Here is a 16,245-nt window from a genome sequence, read left to right as displayed (position 1 = left end):
CCAATGCCCAAGCGATGCGGTTGCCGCAAGCCTTATTCAAGATCAATCAGATAGCGCGGCTCAAGCACCACAACCGTGGGGCGGTCCGGAAGGTTCCGCAACGACACGGTGATCTCCGACACCCCGCCGCGCTCAACCGGAAATGTATCCCTGATATCCACCAGGAAGCGATCCAGCGAAAACTGCGAGAACCAGTGCATCGGAATGATGACAGAACTTTTCAGCCGTTTCAGAACCGCAATCATATCGGGCAAAGGCATCGTGGTCCCGCCATCCACGGCGGCCATGACCACATCCAGCCGCCCGAGCGCGGCAAACTGTTCATCCGAAGGGACATGATGCAAATGCCCCAGATGACCTATGCACAACCCCTCAACCTCGAACACAAAAATCGAATTGCCGCGTTCTTCGACCCCACCATATACAGACCGGATATCGGTCGAGACATTGCGCACCAGCATCTCACCCAGATCCAGATGATGCTCGATACCTTTCCCGAACTCTCCCCACCCCGGGAGAACATGCGGAATGGCCGGGTCGGGATGCGCCGTCCAATGCGTGCCGTGGGCATGGTTCATCGTCACCACGTCGGGGATCAGGTTTGCGCTGCCGATAAATCCGGTAAAATCCGTCACCGCATTCAGCCCGCCGCGGGTCTGGATCATGAAAGAGGCATGCGCGATATAGCTAATCCGCACCGAGAATTCCGGCACCGGATCCTGCCAGGCCGCCCTGTGCAGATACTCGATTCCGGGCGCCGCATCGGCAATGGCGACACAATGACTTGGCCGTCGCTCCTGCGCAGCGGCCCCGCCCGAAATCACCATTAATGCCGCAATCAACCAGCGCATACCCCGAGTGTAGCGCAGAAAGACAACAAGTCATGCCCCTTGTTCATCTGGCCCCAAATATCCCGGGGGAGGCGCGGCTTGCCGCGACGGGGGCAGCGCCCCCTATCCCGCGTCGGTTTTTCCACGCCGGTCAGACCGCAGGCTGGCATACAGAACATGCGTCCGCCACCGCCCGTTGATTTGCAAATACGACTGCGCCACGCCCTCGTATTTGAAGGCCGAGCTTTCCAGCAACCCGCGCGACGCCCGGTTTTCCGGCAGGCAGGCGGCTTCAATCCGGCTCAGGTCCAAACGGGTAAAGGCATGGTGAACCATCGCGCCGATGGCTTCACGCATATACCCTTGTCGGGCAAAGGCCTGACCGGTCCAGTACCCCAATGTGCCCGCCTGTGCGGGACCGCGCCGAATGTTGTCCAGCGTGATGGCCCCAACCAACACGTCATCTTCACGGCGAAACAGAAAAAGCGGAATTGCCGTCCCGGCCGCTACCGAACGTTGTGCCCAATACACACGGTTGGTAAAGGATTTGCGGCTCAGGTGGTCCTTGGCCCAGATCGGTTCCCAAGGCGTCAGGTAACCTTTCGAGGCTCGCCGCAACGCGGCCCAATCGTTGAAGTCGGAATGTACAGGCGGGCGCAGGCTGAGCCGCGCAGTCTCGAGTTTCAGCTTGCGTCTGCCCAACAGCATCACGCCGCCCGCCTCTCCTGTAGTTCGGCCAATGTCGGCGCCCCCGAAACCGGCCCGTACAGCGCCAAAGCGGCAGGTGCGTTGACGGCCATCTGCTCGGCAAATACGCGCACATTTTCGGTGCTGACCGCATCGATCTTGGCCACCGTATCTTCCAGAGACGGGACCCGCCCCCAGATCTGAACCAGCCGCGCCAGCCGTTCGGCCCGGTTTGACGGGCTTTCCAGCCCCATCAACATCCCGGCTTTCATCTGCGCACGGGCACGGGCAACCTCTTCCGTGGTCATGTCCTCTGCTGCGCGCTTCATCTCGTCGATGGTGATGGTGGCAAGCTCTGCCACCTGATCTGCCGAGGTACCGGCGTAGATCGTCGTCGTACCGGTATCCGCATAGGCACCAGTCTGGGCAAAGATCGTATAGCAGAGCCCGCGTGTTTCACGCACCTCCTGGAACAGCCGTGAGGACATGCCGCCACCCAGAGCCGTCGAATATATCTGCGCCGTATAGATCGCATCGTCGCGATAGCCCGGGCTTTCCAGCGCAAGTGCAAAATGGGCCTGCTCCAGCTTTTTCTCCTGCCGTGCTTCACCACCGGTAAAGCGCGCAGGGTCAGCGATCAGCCCGGTGCGTGGTTGCAGATGACCGAACATCTCTTCGGCCATTTTTATCAGCTGATCGTGATCCACGGCACCGGCAGCGGACAGGATCATCTGATCGGGGCCATAATGCTCTGCTACGAAGCCAGAGAGGTCTTCTCGTGAAAACGCACTGACCCGTTCGGATGGTCCCAGAATGGTTCGGCCCAAAGGCTGGTCGTGATAGCTCTGCTCCTGCAACCAGTCAAAGATCACATCGTCGGGCGTGTCATAGGCCTGGCCGATCTCCTGAAGGATCACGCCGCGCTCAACCTCGATTTCGCGCGGGTCGAAAACCGGGTTCAGAACGATGTCGCCGATCACGTCCATCGCCAGCGCCACGTCGTCCTTCAGAACGCGCGCGTAATAGGCCGTTACCTCGCGCGAGGTATAGGCGTTGATATACCCGCCCACATCCTCAATCGCCTCGGCGATTTGCAGCGCCGAACGGCGCTCTGTTCCCTTGAACGCCATATGTTCAAGGAAATGCGCGATTCCGTTCTGTTCGATCCGCTCATGCCGCCCACCGGCGGTTACCCAGATGCCGATGGCCGCAGATTGCAGCCCCGGCATATGTTCACTGACGATACGAAACCCGTTCTTCAGTTGGTCTTGTCTGACAGTCACTCAGCGATGTGCCTTTTTATATGATCCTCAAGGGCACCCAGATCATTGGCGATGCGGGTCACCCGTTCCGGACGTTCATACAGATCAGACATGCGGGATGGAAGAGGTGGATGCACGTCGCTCGCCTTCTCGACTGCGGCGGGGAACTTGGCGGGATGCGCAGTGGCCAAGGTGATCATCGGGGTATCGGTGGCACGGTGGTCTTCGCCGACCTTGATCCCGACCGCAGTGTGCGGGCAGACCAGTTCCGCGCTGTGGGCAAGCGTATGCCTGATCGTCGCCAGCGTTTCGTCTTCGGACACTCGGCCCGAGTCGAAACTCTCGCGCAGCGCTTCCATCGCGCCCTGGCTGACGTTGAAGCCGCCATTTTTGAGCTCGTCCATCAGCTGCGCCACGGCACCGCCGTCCTCGCCATAGGCGTAATACAACGCCCGCTCAAAGTTCGAGCTGACCTGAATGTCCATCGACGGGCTGATCGAGGGGATGGTGTCGCCCTTGAAATACCCCTCACCCGACAGACAGCGGTGCAGGATGTCATTCTGGTTGGTTGCAACGACCAGACGGTCGATGGGCAAGCCCATGCGCTTGGCCAGATAGCCTGCGAAGATGTCGCCGAAATTGCCGGTCGGCACGGTGAAACTGACCTTGCGGTGCGGCGCGCCGAGGCTGACGGCGGCCGAGAAGTAATAAACGATCTGCGCCAGCACCCGGGCGAAGTTGATCGAGTTCACACCTGCCAGCTTGACCCCGTCGCGGAAGTCGAAATCGTTGAACATATCTTTCAGCGCGGCCTGACAATCATCGAAATCGCCGTCCACGGCCAGAGCATGAACGTTGCTGTCCGCAGGCGTCGTCATCTGGCGACGCTGCACCTCGGACACGCGGCCATGCGGGAACAGGATGAACACATCTACGGCATCCAGCCCCCGGAACGCCTCAATCGCGGCAGAACCGGTGTCGCCGCTGGTCGCACCCACGATGGTCACGCGGTCATTGCGCCGTTTCAGGGCCACCTGGAACAGCTGGCCGATCAACTGCATGGCAAAGTCTTTGAAGGCCAGCGTGGGGCCGTGGAAGAGCTCCAGCAAGAAGTGATTCTCGTTCAGCTGCTTCAGCGGCGCGCGGGCGTCATGACCAAAACCCTCGTAGGCACGCGCGATGATCTGCTTGAACTCATCCTCGGCAAAGGAGCCGCTGACATAGGGCCACATCACACGGAACGCGATGTCTTCATAGGGCAGACCAGCAAGCGCCGCGATCTCGTCATGGCTCATCACAGAGATCTCGGCGGGCAGATAAAGCCCCCCATCGCGGGCCAATCCGGTCAGCATCGCCTCTTCAAAGGTCAGTTCTGGCGCTTGGCCACGGGTCGAGATGTATTTCATTGCTCTTCACTCTCAGAAGGGGCGCGATTGCGCCACAGGAAATAACCGGTCATCACAGCCCAAACCAGAGCCAAGCCAAACCAGGTGATTGCATATTGCAGGTGATCGTTTGGAATCCCGGCCGTATCCACCGGCAAAGGCGTCACGTTCGGGTCGGTCTGAGACCGCGCAATCAGCAACACCGGTTCGGCCCCCAGCGCGGCGGCCAGATTGGGCACGTCCCGGGCAAACCAGATGTTGTCGTCAATATCGGGCTCGGGCGTATAGCTGTCGACCTCATCCGGCCAGTGCAGGTTGCCGGTGATCTCCATCGGACCGGTCAGACGCGACGCCTGTTTTGCAGTTGTCGGCACAAACCCCCGATCGACCAGAATTGTGCGGTCCTCGGTGTTGAACGATTGGATGATGCGATACCCTGCCCCGACCTGTTTGACCGAAACAAGAACATGGATTTCGCCTGGTTCCATCTCACCCGAAACCGTTATCGGAAGGTATTTGTCGGTGTCCTCTGAAACCTGCCGGGGCAAGGCGATAGGGTCGGCTGAAATGCGACTTTCAATCTCTGCCAACAGCTCCTGTTTCCAGGCCAGACGCTGCATCTGCCAGATCCCCAGCGACAGCAGAACGCCCAAACCGGCGAGGCCGAAGATCAGCAGGAACAGAATGCGGCGCATGGCAGGGTCGAACCTCGTTTCAGGAACCGGCGTCTTGTTAAGGGGCGTGTGGGCCAAATTGCAACCACGCAATTGTATGGGGCGCAATCTTGCGCCCGGAACAGAGAAAAAGCCGCCCCTCAAGGGCGGCTTTTGCAATTTGATCAGCTGATCGGGCTTACATCAGCGGGGCCTGTCCCCAGATGTAGACTGCAAAAAACAGGAACAGCCAGACAACGTCAACGAAATGCCAGTACCAGGCCGCCGCTTCGAACCCGACATGCTTTTCAGGTGTGAAGTCGCCTTTGAGGGCCCGGATCAGGCAGACCGACAGGAAGATGGTGCCGATGATGACGTGGAAACCATGGAAACCGGTCGCCATGAAGAAGTTCGAATAGAACTGATCATCGCCAAATTTCCAACCTTCATGGGCCAGCAGCTCATAGTATTCGAACGCCTGCAAACCGGTAAAGGCAATGCCCAGAACGATACCGATGGCCAGACCGTTGATCAGCGCTTTGCGGTCGTTGTCATGCACCAGCGCGTGGTGGGCCCAGGTGATAGCACAGCCCGACAGCAGCAGAACCAGAGTGTTGATCAGCGGCAGGTGGAACGGGTCAACCGCGTGGATGTCCGGCTGGATGTATTCGGTGCCGGCATAGTCGTACATCGGGTACATGCGATGTTTGAAGAACGACCAGAACCAGGCAAAGAAGAACATCACCTCGGACATGACGAACAGGATGAAACCGTACCGCAGACCGATGCGAACCACAGGGGTGTGATCCCCCTGGCGGCTTTCGACAACAACTTCGGACCACCAAGCGAACATGGTGTAAAGAACTGCGACCAGACCGGCCCAGAACATCCACGGGGTCAATCCGTGCATCCAAAGGACGGCTCCGAACAACATCACAAAGCCGCCGACAGCTCCGATCAGAGGCCAGATCGACGGGGCCAGAATGTGATAATCATGGTTTTTAGCGTGTGCCATCAGCGTCCCTCACCTACAGGCGTTAGTTCGTGTTTGTTTCTGCCTGCGCTTCAAGGGCGGCATAGCCCTCTGGCAGGTCAATTTCGTAGAATGTATACGACAGCGTGATCGTATGAACATACTTTGCTTCAAGATCTTCGACCATTTCAGGATCGACGAAGAAGGTCACCGGCATCTCTACCCGCTCGCCGGGTTGCAGCACCTGCTCTTCAAAGCAGAAACAGGCAATTTTTTGAAAATACCCGCCCGCCGAATAGGGTGCCACATTGTATGAGGCCTGACCCGCTATTGGACGATCCGTTGGGTTGTAGGCCTCATAGAAAGCCAGTCCGGTCTCGCCGATGCGCACTTCCATCTCGCGAACGACCGGTTTGAATTCCCAGGCCATGTTTTTGGCCTTGGACGCATCAAACCGTACGGTGACCGTGCGGTCCAGAATGTCTTCGGGGGCGGCTTCGGCCACACCGGTTGTACCGCCAAATCCGGTCACGCGGCAGAACCAGTCGTAGAATGGTACCGCCGCCCAGGCCAGGCTACCCATCAGGACAACCACACCCACGGTTTGAGCGACCGTTTTCTGTGGACCAGACAAAGCCATCAGTTCTGGACCTCCTGCGTGGCCATGTTGAAGTCAGTACCCGAGACCTTGACGATCGTCAGGCCGAAAATGATCACGATAAAGGCAGCCAGCGTCAGGCCGACGCCCAGATTGCGGCTGAACCGACGCTGATGCAGTTCATGGCTTTTGCGCAGGCTCATGACCATCCTCCCAAACCATAGGGTTTCAGCAAGGCTTCGGCCAGAATAGCGCCGAAATGCAGGAAGAGGTAGAGCAGCGAAAGCTTGAAAAAGCTGCGTTCGACCTTGAAATTATCGGCCTCCGAGTCGTCCTCGGTCCGACGCGAAATTTGCCAGGCGCCGCGCAGGAACAACGCGTTCAACACCAAAGCCACGGTCAGATAGATGGGGCCACCGATGCCAGAGAACGCAGTTCCCACCGCCAGTATCGCCAGCAGGGCCGTATAGACGAGAATGTGCACACGCGTTGCTCGGCGGCCATGTGTCACTGTCAGCATGGGCACGCCCGCATCGTCATAGTCCGAGCGCATGAACAGCGCGAGTGCCCAGAAATGCGGCGGTGTCCACATGAAGGTCAGGGCGAACATCAGCCACGGTTCAACCTCCATGGACCCGGTAGCAGCCACCCAGCCGATCACCGGAGGGAAAGCGCCCGCCGCACCACCGATCACGATGTTCTGCGGGGTCGAGCGCTTCAGCCACATCGTGTAGACAACGACATAGAAAAAGATTGTGAAGCCCAGAAACGCACCTGCGAACCAGTTGGTCGCAAGGCCCAGCATGATGACCGACAGGCCCGACAGGGTCAGGCCGATGGCCATCGCCTCACCCTCCTCTACCTTGCCGGAGGGGATCGGGCGACCTTTGGTGCGTTTCATCACCTTGTCGATATCCGCATCCCACCACATGTTCAGCGCACCCGATGCACCGCCACCGATGGCGATGAACAGAATGGCGCAGAACCCGACAAAGGGGTGGACCGGAACCGGGGCCGCCAGCAGACCGACCAGCGCCGTGAACACGACCAGAGACATCACGCGCGGCTTCAGCAGGGCGAAGTAATCGCCAAAGCTGGCCTCGTCCGCGTGGGCGGTCGCTGTGCTGGCATTGATGCTTGCGTCGGTCATCTCGGGTCCTTCTGGGGCGAAAGCTGCGCGGTCAGCCCGCACAGCCTGCATTTCGTGTCAGGCGGGCTTTTACCCGCCCTCAGTGTGCTCAGTTCGAAGCAACCTGATAGCTTTGCGGCAGACCGGCATATTCTTCGATCGCACCTTGCAGCCACTGGTCATACGCTTCCTGGCTGACGACTTTCACGGTGATCGGCATATAAGCGTGGTCTTTGCCGCAGAGTTCCGAACACTGACCGAAATAGATGCCTTCCTTCTCGGCCTCGAACCAAAGTTCCGCTAGACGCCCGGGCACGCCATCCTGCTTCACGCCGAAGGACGGGATAGTCCAGGAGTGGATCACGTCAGATGCGGTAACCTGCATCACGACAACCTTGCCAACCGGTACAACAACGGCAGTGTCGGTGGCCAGCAGCCATTCGTCTTCGCTGTAACCCGCATCTGCCAGCTTGGCGCGCATGGCATCATCCAGAACAAACGGGGTCACGTCGGCGTCAGCCGGGCGCGCACCCTCATCCAGAGTGGCCGGATGGCCCAGCAGGTAGCTGTCGAAGGCAAAATCGTGATCAACATATTCATAGGTCCAGTACCACTGGTTGCCCACGACTTTGATGGTGATGTCGCCTTCCGGAATTTCCTGCTGTTTGAACAGAACCGGCAACGAAAACGCACCGATGAAGACCAGAATCAGGATCGGGCCAAGGGTCCAGGCAATCTCAACCGGGGTATAGTGCGAAAAACGCGCCGGTTTCGGGTTTACGCGTTCGTTGTAACGCACGATGCAATAAACCAGCAGGCCGGCAACCAGCAGGCAGATGACGGTGATGATCACCAGAATCATGCCGTCCAGACGCTGAATTCCCGTGGCAAGGCTGGTGGCCGCGGGCTGAAAGCCCATACCGCCGTCAACCGGCTTGCCAATAATCTCAAGCTCCTGAGCCATGGCTGGAAGGCTGGAGAGGGCTGTCATAAACCCTGAAAGCATCAAAGCATTCTTCATGTTCTGTCCTGATCGTTTGATCTTTGCGTCCCTGGCGAAAAGGTGTGAATCGGTCGCACCTCTCCCGTTGTCTTTGGCCGCGTTAAAAACCATATTCCGTCGGGTAGATAAAGCAAAATGCTTGCGTCAAACAGACGCTATTTTTGATCTGGATCAAACCCGAAAGGTCGCAACCCATGTCCGACGCCCCGTTTCGCCCGTTTGAAAGCGCTCTACCACACGATGAAGCGCTTGCCATTTTGCGCTCGGCCACGGACGGGGCCGAGGACGGAGAGCTGTTTGTCGAGCGGCGAAAATCCGAGTCTCTCGTGTTCGATGACGGCCGTCTGCGCACCGCGTCTTACGATGCGTCGGAAGGGTTCGGGCTGCGTGCCGTACAAGGTGAAGTGGCTGGATATGCGCATTCCACAGACGTCTCGATTCCTGCCCTGAAACGGGCGGCGGAAACAGCAAGACTGGCTGTCGGGGATGGCGGCGGGGTCTTGGCGGATGCTCCGCGCTCCACCAATACGCGCCTCTATACGGACGAAGACCCGATTGATTCTGCCGCTTTCCCGGTCAAGATCGAGACATTGCGTGAGATCGACGCCTTCGCCCGCGATCTGGACCCGCGTGTGGTTCAGGTCAGCGCCACGATCGCGGCAGCCGTGCAAGAGGTCGAGATTCTGCGCCCCGATGGTGTGATGGTCCGCGATGTGCGCCCCATGACCCGCGTGAACGTGTCGGTCATTGTCGAACAGAACGGACGCCGCGAAAGCGGATCCGCCGGTGGTGGTGGCCGGGTTGGCCTGAGCGGGTTGATCGACCCCGCCGACTGGCAGGCCAAGGCCCGCGAAGCCCTGCGTATCGCACTAGTCAACCTGGACGCGGTTCCTGCACCGGCCGGTGTCATGGAGGTCGCGCTTGGCCCCGGCTGGCCGGGCATCCTGCTGCACGAGGCCATCGGCCACGGCCTGGAAGGCGACTTCAACCGCAAGGGCAGCTCGGCCTTTGCCGGGTTGATGGGGCAGCAGATTGCTTCGAAATGCGTGACCGTGGTGGATGACGGCACGATTGCTGATCGTCGCGGCTCGATCACCGTGGATGATGAGGGCACGCCCAGCGCGCGCACGGTGCTGATCGAAGACGGTATATTGACCGGATACATGCAGGACCGCCAGAATGCGCGACTGATGGGGGTTGCTCCTACGGGTAACGGGCGGCGGCAGAGCTATGCGCACAAACCCATGCCGCGCATGACCAACACGATCATGCTGGGTGGCGAAGCCGACCCGCAGGCCCTGGTGGCTGATATCAAGGACGGCATCTGGGCCGTTGGATTCGGCGGGGGTCAGGTGGACATCACCAACGGCAAGTTCGTTTTCTCGTGCACCGAGGCATATCGTGTCGTAAACGGCAAAATCGGCGCGCCGGTCAAGGGCGCCACGTTGATCGGTGACGGGGCGTCGGCCTTGAAACGCATCCGCGGGCTGGGCAACGATATGGCGCTGGACCCAGGTATGGGAACCTGTGGCAAGGACGGGCAATGGGTGCCGGTGGGTGTTGGCCAGCCGACCGTGCTGATGGACGGGCTGACTGTCGGTGGTTCGGCCGCCTGAGTCGGAAGCGGCGCATTCCCGGAGGCGCAGGGTTAACCCAGCGTCTCTTTTTTCGCGAAAATTGCCTTAGGCGACCAAAGCGCCCTTTCTGACTGAGCATTATTTATTTTGCTTATTATCAATGTGTTCTATGCTTTTCTCTGACAGAATTGCAAAAAAACAGTTCTAATTTTCGACGATTCACAAGCTGTTAACTGCCTGTCCCGTAAACCAGTTCTGCAACAAGGCGGAGCAACGGATGACCGAAGAGCAGCTTTCTTCCAATCACCCCCCACTCCCACCCACCACGGAAGAGGACCGGTTCTCGTGGCTTCGTCTGTTGCGTTCTCGCAAGGTCGGTCCGGCGACATTTCGTCGGCTGCTTCGCGATTATGGCTCAGCGCAGAACGCGCTGGCCGCGCTGCCTGAAATGGCACGCGCCGCCGGTATAAAAGGGTATGAAACCTGCCCCCCCGGCGTGATCGAGGCGGAACTCAGGGCCGCAAAAGCCGCTAAAGCGCGGCTTTTGTGCCTTGGGTCCGCTGAATTCCCCGCGGCCCTGGCTGGACTCAACGAAGCCCCGCCGCTGCTTTGGGCGATCGGAGACGTTTCGCTGCTGCAAAAACCAACGATTGCGATGGTCGGCGCGCGAAACTGTTCCTCGCTCGGCGCGCGGATGGCACGTGGCCTGGCCACCGAACTGGGCAGCAAGGGGCACGTAATCGTCTCTGGCCTGGCGCGTGGCATCGATACAGCCGCACATGTGGCCGCGCTGGAGACCGGCACCGTGGCGGTCATGGCCGGTGGCGTTGATGTGATCTATCCCGCCGAAAACACGGAACTGGCCCATGACATCGCGTCCCGCGGCTTACGGATTTCGGAACAACCGATGGGCGTAACACCCCAGGCCCGGCACTTTCCACGCCGAAATCGGATCATTTCGGGGCTTGCGCAGGCGGTTGTCGTCGTCGAGGCAGCCGCCAATTCCGGCAGTCTGATCACGGCACGGGACGCACTGGATCAGGGGCGCGAGGTTCTGGCCGTTCCCGGCCATCCGTTCGACGCGCGGGCCGCCGGTTGCAATCTGTTGATTCGTGACGGCGCCACACTTGTCCGATCTGCTGAAGACGTTATTGAAGCCTTGCCGAGGCAGGACGACCTGATTTGCCGGCCAATCGAACCGCCCTCGGAACCAATCGTGCGTCCTGCAAGAGACCTGCACGAGCAAATCATCGCGCGGCTTGGCCCCTCGCCCATCGCCGAAGATCAATTGCTGCGGGATATCGCGGCCTCGGCCGGTGAGCTTGGACCGGCGCTGATCGACCTTGAACTTGATGGGCGAATCCAGCGTCAGCCCGGAGGTCTGTTGTCGCTGGCAAGTTGATCGTACCCTCGTTCCGGCGTGCCCGGTTTCTGAAGATTTGTGATAGCGCACTGAAATCACGGCGCTTTTCCACCGACGAAAGGAACGCATTGACAATTCCCGCTTGCCCCACACATTTTGCACCACCATAGAAGGCGCCAAATTCGTCGAGCGAGGTTTCCCCTTAAATGCCCGTAGTTGTTGTAGAATCTCCGGCCAAAGCAAAAACAATCAATAAATACCTGGGCCCCGACTACACGGTTCTGGCCTCTTACGGCCATGTGCGGGACCTGCCGCCAAAGGATGGATCGGTCGATCCTGAACATGACTTCTCGATGAAATGGGAGGTCGGGAACGACAGCCGCAAGCATGTCAAGGCCATTGCCGACGCGTTGAAAGAAGACAATGCGCTGATCCTCGCCACTGACCCCGACCGCGAGGGCGAGGCAATCAGCTGGCACCTACAGGAGGCGTTGACCAAACGCCGCTCGATCAAGAAGGATACGCCCGTCAGCCGCGTCACCTTCAACGCCATCACCAAGGACGCCGTGACCGAGGCGATGCAGAACCCGCGTCAGGTCGATATGCCGTTGGTCGAGGCCTATCTGGCCCGCCGCGCGCTGGATTATCTGGTGGGGTTCAACCTGTCTCCGGTTTTGTGGCGCAAACTGCCGGGTGCGAAATCGGCGGGTCGCGTGCAATCCGTCTGTCTGCGCCTGATCGTCGAGCGCGAGATGGAAATCGAGGCATTCAAGCCGGTGGAATACTGGTCGGTTCGGGCGCTGTTCGAGACACCGCGCGGGCAGACCTATGAGGCGCGTCTGGTCACGCTGGCCGGCAAGAAGCTGGACAAGCACGATTTGGCCAATGCGACACAGGCCGAGCTGGCGGTTCAGGCGATCACCAGCCGCGCGCTGAGCGTGACATCGGTCGAGGCCAAACCCGCCGCACGTAACCCAAGCGCTCCGTTCATGACCTCGACCCTGCAACAGGAGGCCAGCCGCAAATTCGGCATGGGCGCGCGCCATGCAATGCAGGTGGCGCAGCGGCTTTATGAGGCCGGGTACATTACCTATATGCGGACCGACGGCATCGACATGGCGCCTGAGGCCGTAGCAGCCACGCGCGAAACAATCGCGGATCGCTATGGTGCTGAATATGTACCGGACAGCCCGCGCATCTACAAGAACAAGGCCAAGAACGCTCAGGAAGCTCACGAGTGTATCCGCCCGACGGATATGTCCCGCGATGCCAAGGCGTTGAAGGTCACGGATGAAGATCAGCGCAAGCTTTACGATCTGATCTGGAAACGCACCATCGCCTGTCAGATGGCTGCCGCACGTTTGGAGCGCACCACCGTCGAGATCGGCAGCGACGACGGTCAGGTCGGCCTTCGCGCCACGGGCCAGGTGGTCATGTTCGATGGGTTCATGCGGGTATACGAAGAAGGCCGGGATGACGTCGCGGACGAGGATGAAAAGCGCCTGCCACAGATCACGCAGGGCGATCCGGCCCGTTTTGCCAAAGCCTCTCTGAAGGATCAGTTTGCCAAGGCGACCAGCGACAGCGGTGACAAGATCGCGAAAGAAGCAATCCTGTCCGAGAACGAATCCGTTCTGGCCCTTCAACACCATACCCAACCGCCCCCGCGCTATACCGAGGCCACTTTGGTCAAACGGATGGAAGAGCTGGGGATCGGGCGCCCATCTACCTATGCCTCGATCGTAACGACGATCCAGGATCGGGAATATGTCCGCAAGGACAAGAACAGGCTAATCCCCGAGGAAAAGGGCCGGATCGTCACCATCTTCCTGCTGAACTTCTTCCGCCAGTATGTTGGCTACGAGTTCACCGCGAATCTGGAAGAGCAACTGGATGACGTCAGCGCCGGGGAGCGCGACTACAAGGATCTGCTGGGCAAGTTTTGGCGTGATTTTTCAGCCGCGATTGGCGAGACCTCCGAGCTCCGGATTTCGGAAGTGTTGGATAAGCTAGACGAAGCTCTGGCTCCGCAGCTGTACCCGCCGCGCGAGGATGGGTCCGATCCGCGTATCTGCCCGAAATGCGGCACCGGTCAGTTGCACCTGAAGACCTCTCGTACGGGTGGGTTCGTCGGATGCGGGAACTATCCGGAATGTACCTATACGCGCCCGATTGCCGGTGAAGGCGCGGAAGGTGACGAAAGGCTGCTGGGCGAAGATGGCGGGGATGAGATCTGGCTGAAGTCCGGCCGGTTCGGCCCTTACGTTCAGCGGGGCGAACCCACGCCCGAGAACAAAAAGCCCCCGCGCGCATCCCTTCCGCGCGGGTGGAGCAAGGATGACATGGATCTGGAAAAGGCGCTGACGCTTCTGTCCCTGCCCCGTCAGATCGGCGAACACCCCGAAGGCGGCATAATCAGCGCGAATTTCGGGCGGTTCGGCCCCTACCTGATGCATCAGCTGCCGGAGGAGGCAAAGCCGGTCTACGCCAATCTGAAAGACCCCAGTGACGTGTTCGAGATCGGCATGAACCGCGCCGTTGAATTGCTGGCCGAAAAACGGGCAAACCCCGGTCGTGGACGGCGGGCCGCGGCGAAACCTCTGAAGGAGTTGGGTGAGCATCCCGATGGCGGCGCGATGCAGGTTCTGGACGGGCGCTATGGGCCTTATGTGAAATGGGAAAAGATCAACGCGACGATCCCCAAGGACATCAAACCCGAGGACGTAACGCAGGAAATGGCCATCGAGCTTGTCAACGAGCGCGCTGCCAAAAAAGGCACCAAGAAGAAGGCCACGTCTAAAAAGAAAGCAACCGCCAAGAAAGCAACAACCTAGTCTGACAGGTGGTCGGGGTTGAAAAAGCCCCCCACAATCGCCGTTTCGGCATTGCGGGGGGCTGTCAGCGAATTACCTGGGCTGAGGGCCGCACCGCACTTCGAGCGTCGTCTGCCAGTCTTCCGAGCTGCTTGAGCTAGGATAGTAGCCGGGTGCGCTGCCTGAGTTCTGGGCAGCAGCCGTCAGGACATCGATGATCAGGGCTGCATTCTTGTCCACCCCCTGATAGCCGGTATCGCTGGCCAGAACGAAGGCCTCTTTGCCCTGCTGTGCGCACCGTGCGTTGGCGGTTGAAATTGCAGATTCAAGTGAAGACTTCTCAGAATATCCAGTACCAACAACTTTGATCTTGTTACCATCGAGCTGAAGTACCGCCGCCTGATCAGGCTCACAGGCTGACAAAGCCAAAAGCGCAGCAGCTGCGGTTGCTCAGACCCAAATTCGTTTCATGTTTTCAACCTCCTATAAAAGTGCGGCGAACATGCAGAGCCACCCGATCAATTGCAACGGCCTTTTCCATTGGTAGAAATACGACCCAGCCTCCGGTTTCATTGACTTCCCTGTGACGCGACGGCACAACCAGCCCATCACCATGTCATTGGGGGAGTTTTCCATGAAGAAAGTCTATGCCAATGCCACCGAGGCGCTCGATGGGCTGCTGTCGGATGGCATGCTGATTGCCGCAGGCGGGTTTGGCCTGTGCGGCATTCCGGAATTGTTGCTTGAGGCCATCCGGGATTCGGGCGTCAAAGACCTGAGCTTTGCGTCGAACAATGCCGGTGTGGACGATTTCGGAATCGGCATCCTGTTGCAGACCAAGCAGGTCAAGAAGATGATCAGCTCGTATGTCGGTGAAAACGCCGAGTTCATGCACCAGTATCTGAGCGGTGAGCTGGAGCTGGAATTCAACCCCCAGGGAACACTGGCCGAACGGATGCGCGCCGGTGGGGCGGGCATCCCGGGCTTCTACACCAAGACCGGCGTCGGCACCGTGATAGCCGAAGGGAAAGAGCACAAGGACTTCAACGGCGAGACCTACATTCTGGAAGAAGGCATTTTTGCCGATCTGGCCATCGTCAAAGCCTGGAAGGCTGACGACACCGGCAATCTGGTTTTCCGCAAGACCGCCCGTAATTTCAACGTTCCTGCCGCGACCTGCGGCAAGATCTGCGTGGCCGAAGTGGAAGAGATCGTTCCGCGTGGTTCGCTGGACCCCGACTGCATCCACCTGCCCGGTATCTATGTGCATCGCATCATTCAGGGCGAACACGAAAAGCGCATCGAACAGCGCACCACCCGCAAGAAGGAGGAAGCATAATGCCCTGGGACCGCAATCAGATGGCCGCACGCGCGGCAGAGGAACTGGAAGACGGCATGTATGTGAACCTGGGTATCGGGATCCCGACGCTGGTGGCAAACTATGTGGGTGACAAGGACATCACGCTGCAATCGGAAAACGGCATGCTGGGCATGGGCCCCTTCCCCTTCGAGGGCGAAGAAGACCCGGACCTTATCAATGCAGGCAAGCAGACGATCACCGAACTGTCCCGCACGGCCTATTTCGACAGTGCCACGTCCTTCGCCATGATCCGCGGCGGCAAGATCGCAGCGGCGATTCTGGGCGCCATGGAAGTGGATGAAAAAGGCGATCTGGCAAACTGGATGATCCCCGGCAAGCTGGTGAAAGGCATGGGCGGCGCGATGGACCTGGTTGCAGGCGTCGGCCGGGTGATTGTCGTGATGGATCACACCAACAAGCACGGCGACAGCAAGGTCCTGAAGGAATGCACCCTGCCACTGACCGGAAAGGGCGTCGTGGATCGCATTATCACCAATCTTGGTGTGCTGGATGTGGTTGAAGGCGGTCTGAAAATCGTCGAACTGGCGGAAGGTGTCAGCGAAGATGAGCTGCGCGCCGCAACGGAAGCGACAATCGTTTCCTGATCAAATG

At 59.3% G+C, this 16,245-nt stretch carries 16 protein-coding genes; 5 read left to right on the top strand and 11 right to left on the bottom strand.

The window, feature by feature from the left end; genetic code table 11:
• Nucleotides 1-32: 32 nt before the first annotated feature.
• The 10 genes from ACR0FB_RS12125 to coxB all read right to left on the bottom strand — a co-directional run bounded on the left by ACR0FB_RS12125 (nt 33) and on the right by coxB (nt 8,538).
• A complete protein-coding gene (locus ACR0FB_RS12125; protein ID WP_210093517.1) occupies nt 33-851 on the bottom strand; it encodes an MBL fold metallo-hydrolase in 819 nt (272 codons plus the stop codon).
• Nucleotides 852-953: 102 nt separating this feature from the next.
• Nucleotides 954-1,538, bottom strand: coding sequence for a GNAT family N-acetyltransferase (locus ACR0FB_RS12120; protein ID WP_171636888.1), 585 nt, complete (start codon nt 1,536-1,538; stop codon nt 954-956).
• Nucleotides 1,538-2,800, bottom strand: a complete 1,263-nt coding sequence (locus tag ACR0FB_RS12115; protein WP_209834968.1) for a M16 family metallopeptidase — start codon at nt 2,798-2,800, stop codon at nt 1,538-1,540. The genes ACR0FB_RS12120 and ACR0FB_RS12115 overlap by 1 nt, the downstream gene beginning before the upstream one ends.
• Entirely contained in the window at nt 2,797-4,185 is a 1,389-nt protein-coding gene (gene thrC, locus ACR0FB_RS12110; protein WP_480620797.1) for a threonine synthase, read from the bottom strand. Before thrC ends, ACR0FB_RS12115 begins: the two co-directional genes overlap by 4 nt.
• Nucleotides 4,182-4,859, bottom strand: coding sequence for an SURF1 family protein (locus ACR0FB_RS12105; protein ID WP_171724426.1), 678 nt, complete (start codon nt 4,857-4,859; stop codon nt 4,182-4,184). Before ACR0FB_RS12105 ends, thrC begins: the two co-directional genes overlap by 4 nt.
• A 157-nt stretch (nt 4,860-5,016) precedes the next feature.
• A complete protein-coding gene (locus ACR0FB_RS12100; RefSeq protein WP_152457261.1) occupies nt 5,017-5,832 on the bottom strand; it encodes a cytochrome c oxidase subunit 3 in 816 nt (271 codons plus the stop codon).
• A 22-nt stretch (nt 5,833-5,854) separates the two neighbouring features.
• Nucleotides 5,855-6,430, bottom strand: a complete 576-nt coding sequence (locus tag ACR0FB_RS12095) for a cytochrome c oxidase assembly protein (RefSeq protein ID WP_152457260.1) — start codon at nt 6,428-6,430, stop codon at nt 5,855-5,857.
• Complete coding sequence (locus ACR0FB_RS12090) at nt 6,430-6,591, bottom strand: hypothetical protein (RefSeq protein ID WP_162896804.1); 162 nt, start codon at nt 6,589-6,591, stop codon at nt 6,430-6,432. The genes ACR0FB_RS12095 and ACR0FB_RS12090 overlap by 1 nt, the downstream gene beginning before the upstream one ends.
• A complete protein-coding gene (gene cyoE / locus ACR0FB_RS12085) occupies nt 6,588-7,538 on the bottom strand; it encodes a heme o synthase (protein WP_171636880.1) in 951 nt (316 codons plus the stop codon). Before cyoE ends, ACR0FB_RS12090 begins: the two co-directional genes overlap by 4 nt.
• 88 nt (nt 7,539-7,626) lie before the next feature.
• Nucleotides 7,627-8,538: a cytochrome c oxidase subunit II gene (gene coxB, locus ACR0FB_RS12080; protein WP_171636878.1), complete on the bottom strand. Its 912-nt coding sequence runs from the start codon at nt 8,536-8,538 to the stop codon at nt 7,627-7,629.
• A gap of 176 nt (nt 8,539-8,714) precedes the next feature.
• Here coxB and tldD point away from each other — a divergent pair, with 176 nt between their 5' ends.
• The 3 genes from tldD to topA all read left to right on the top strand — a co-directional run bounded on the left by tldD (nt 8,715) and on the right by topA (nt 14,294).
• Complete coding sequence (gene tldD, locus ACR0FB_RS12075; protein WP_480620794.1) at nt 8,715-10,136, top strand: metalloprotease TldD; 1,422 nt, start codon at nt 8,715-8,717, stop codon at nt 10,134-10,136.
• Nucleotides 10,137-10,374: 238 nt separating this feature from the next.
• Entirely contained in the window at nt 10,375-11,499 is a 1,125-nt protein-coding gene (gene dprA, locus ACR0FB_RS12070; protein ID WP_480620792.1) for a DNA-processing protein DprA, read from the top strand.
• Nucleotides 11,500-11,666: 167 nt separating this feature from the next.
• A complete protein-coding gene (topA, locus tag ACR0FB_RS12065) occupies nt 11,667-14,294 on the top strand; it encodes a type I DNA topoisomerase (RefSeq protein WP_480620790.1) in 2,628 nt (875 codons plus the stop codon).
• 72 nt (nt 14,295-14,366) lie between these two features.
• On the opposite strand, the gene ACR0FB_RS12060 is transcribed toward topA, so the two are convergent.
• Entirely contained in the window at nt 14,367-14,702 is a 336-nt protein-coding gene (locus ACR0FB_RS12060; protein WP_480620789.1) for a hypothetical protein, read from the bottom strand.
• Between the two features lie 205 nt (nt 14,703-14,907).
• On the opposite strand from ACR0FB_RS12060, the gene ACR0FB_RS12055 reads away from it, so the two are divergent.
• Both ACR0FB_RS12055 and ACR0FB_RS12050 read left to right on the top strand, forming a co-directional pair.
• Nucleotides 14,908-15,612 carry a CoA transferase subunit A gene (locus ACR0FB_RS12055; protein WP_480620787.1) on the top strand — a complete coding sequence of 235 codons (705 nt, stop codon included), beginning with the start codon at nt 14,908-14,910 and terminating at the stop codon, nt 15,610-15,612.
• Nucleotides 15,612-16,238 carry a CoA transferase subunit B gene (locus tag ACR0FB_RS12050; protein WP_152457252.1) on the top strand — a complete coding sequence of 209 codons (627 nt, stop codon included), beginning with the start codon at nt 15,612-15,614 and terminating at the stop codon, nt 16,236-16,238. The genes ACR0FB_RS12055 and ACR0FB_RS12050 overlap by 1 nt, the downstream gene beginning before the upstream one ends.
• Nucleotides 16,239-16,245 lie beyond the last annotated feature (7 nt).

It is taken from the genome of Ruegeria sp. P10, assembly GCF_056534925.1.
This window is presented reverse-complemented; position numbering and strand designations above follow the sequence as displayed.

Coding starts and splice junctions, on each gene's coding strand:
- ACR0FB_RS12100 (WP_152457261.1), bottom strand. CDS start 5,832: ATGGCACACGCTAAAAACCATGATTATCACATTCTGGCCCCGTCGATC.
- ACR0FB_RS12095 (WP_152457260.1), bottom strand. CDS start 6,430: ATGGCTTTGTCTGGTCCACAGAAAACGGTCGCTCAAACCGTGGGTGTG.
- thrC (WP_480620797.1), bottom strand. CDS start 4,185: ATGAAATACATCTCGACCCGTGGCCAAGCGCCAGAACTGACCTTTGAA.
- cyoE (WP_171636880.1), bottom strand. CDS start 7,538: ATGACCGACGCAAGCATCAATGCCAGCACAGCGACCGCCCACGCGGAC.
- topA (WP_480620790.1), top strand. CDS start 11,667: ATGCCCGTAGTTGTTGTAGAATCTCCGGCCAAAGCAAAAACAATCAAT.
- ACR0FB_RS12050 (WP_152457252.1), top strand. CDS start 15,612: ATGCCCTGGGACCGCAATCAGATGGCCGCACGCGCGGCAGAGGAACTG.
- ACR0FB_RS12120 (WP_171636888.1), bottom strand. CDS start 1,538: ATGCTGTTGGGCAGACGCAAGCTGAAACTCGAGACTGCGCGGCTCAGC.
- tldD (WP_480620794.1), top strand. CDS start 8,715: ATGTCCGACGCCCCGTTTCGCCCGTTTGAAAGCGCTCTACCACACGAT.
- coxB (WP_171636878.1), bottom strand. CDS start 8,538: ATGAAGAATGCTTTGATGCTTTCAGGGTTTATGACAGCCCTCTCCAGC.
- ACR0FB_RS12090 (WP_162896804.1), bottom strand. CDS start 6,591: ATGAGCCTGCGCAAAAGCCATGAACTGCATCAGCGTCGGTTCAGCCGC.
- ACR0FB_RS12105 (WP_171724426.1), bottom strand. CDS start 4,859: ATGCGCCGCATTCTGTTCCTGCTGATCTTCGGCCTCGCCGGTTTGGGC.
- dprA (WP_480620792.1), top strand. CDS start 10,375: ATGACCGAAGAGCAGCTTTCTTCCAATCACCCCCCACTCCCACCCACC.
- ACR0FB_RS12125 (WP_210093517.1), bottom strand. CDS start 851: ATGCGCTGGTTGATTGCGGCATTAATGGTGATTTCGGGCGGGGCCGCT.
- ACR0FB_RS12055 (WP_480620787.1), top strand. CDS start 14,908: ATGAAGAAAGTCTATGCCAATGCCACCGAGGCGCTCGATGGGCTGCTG.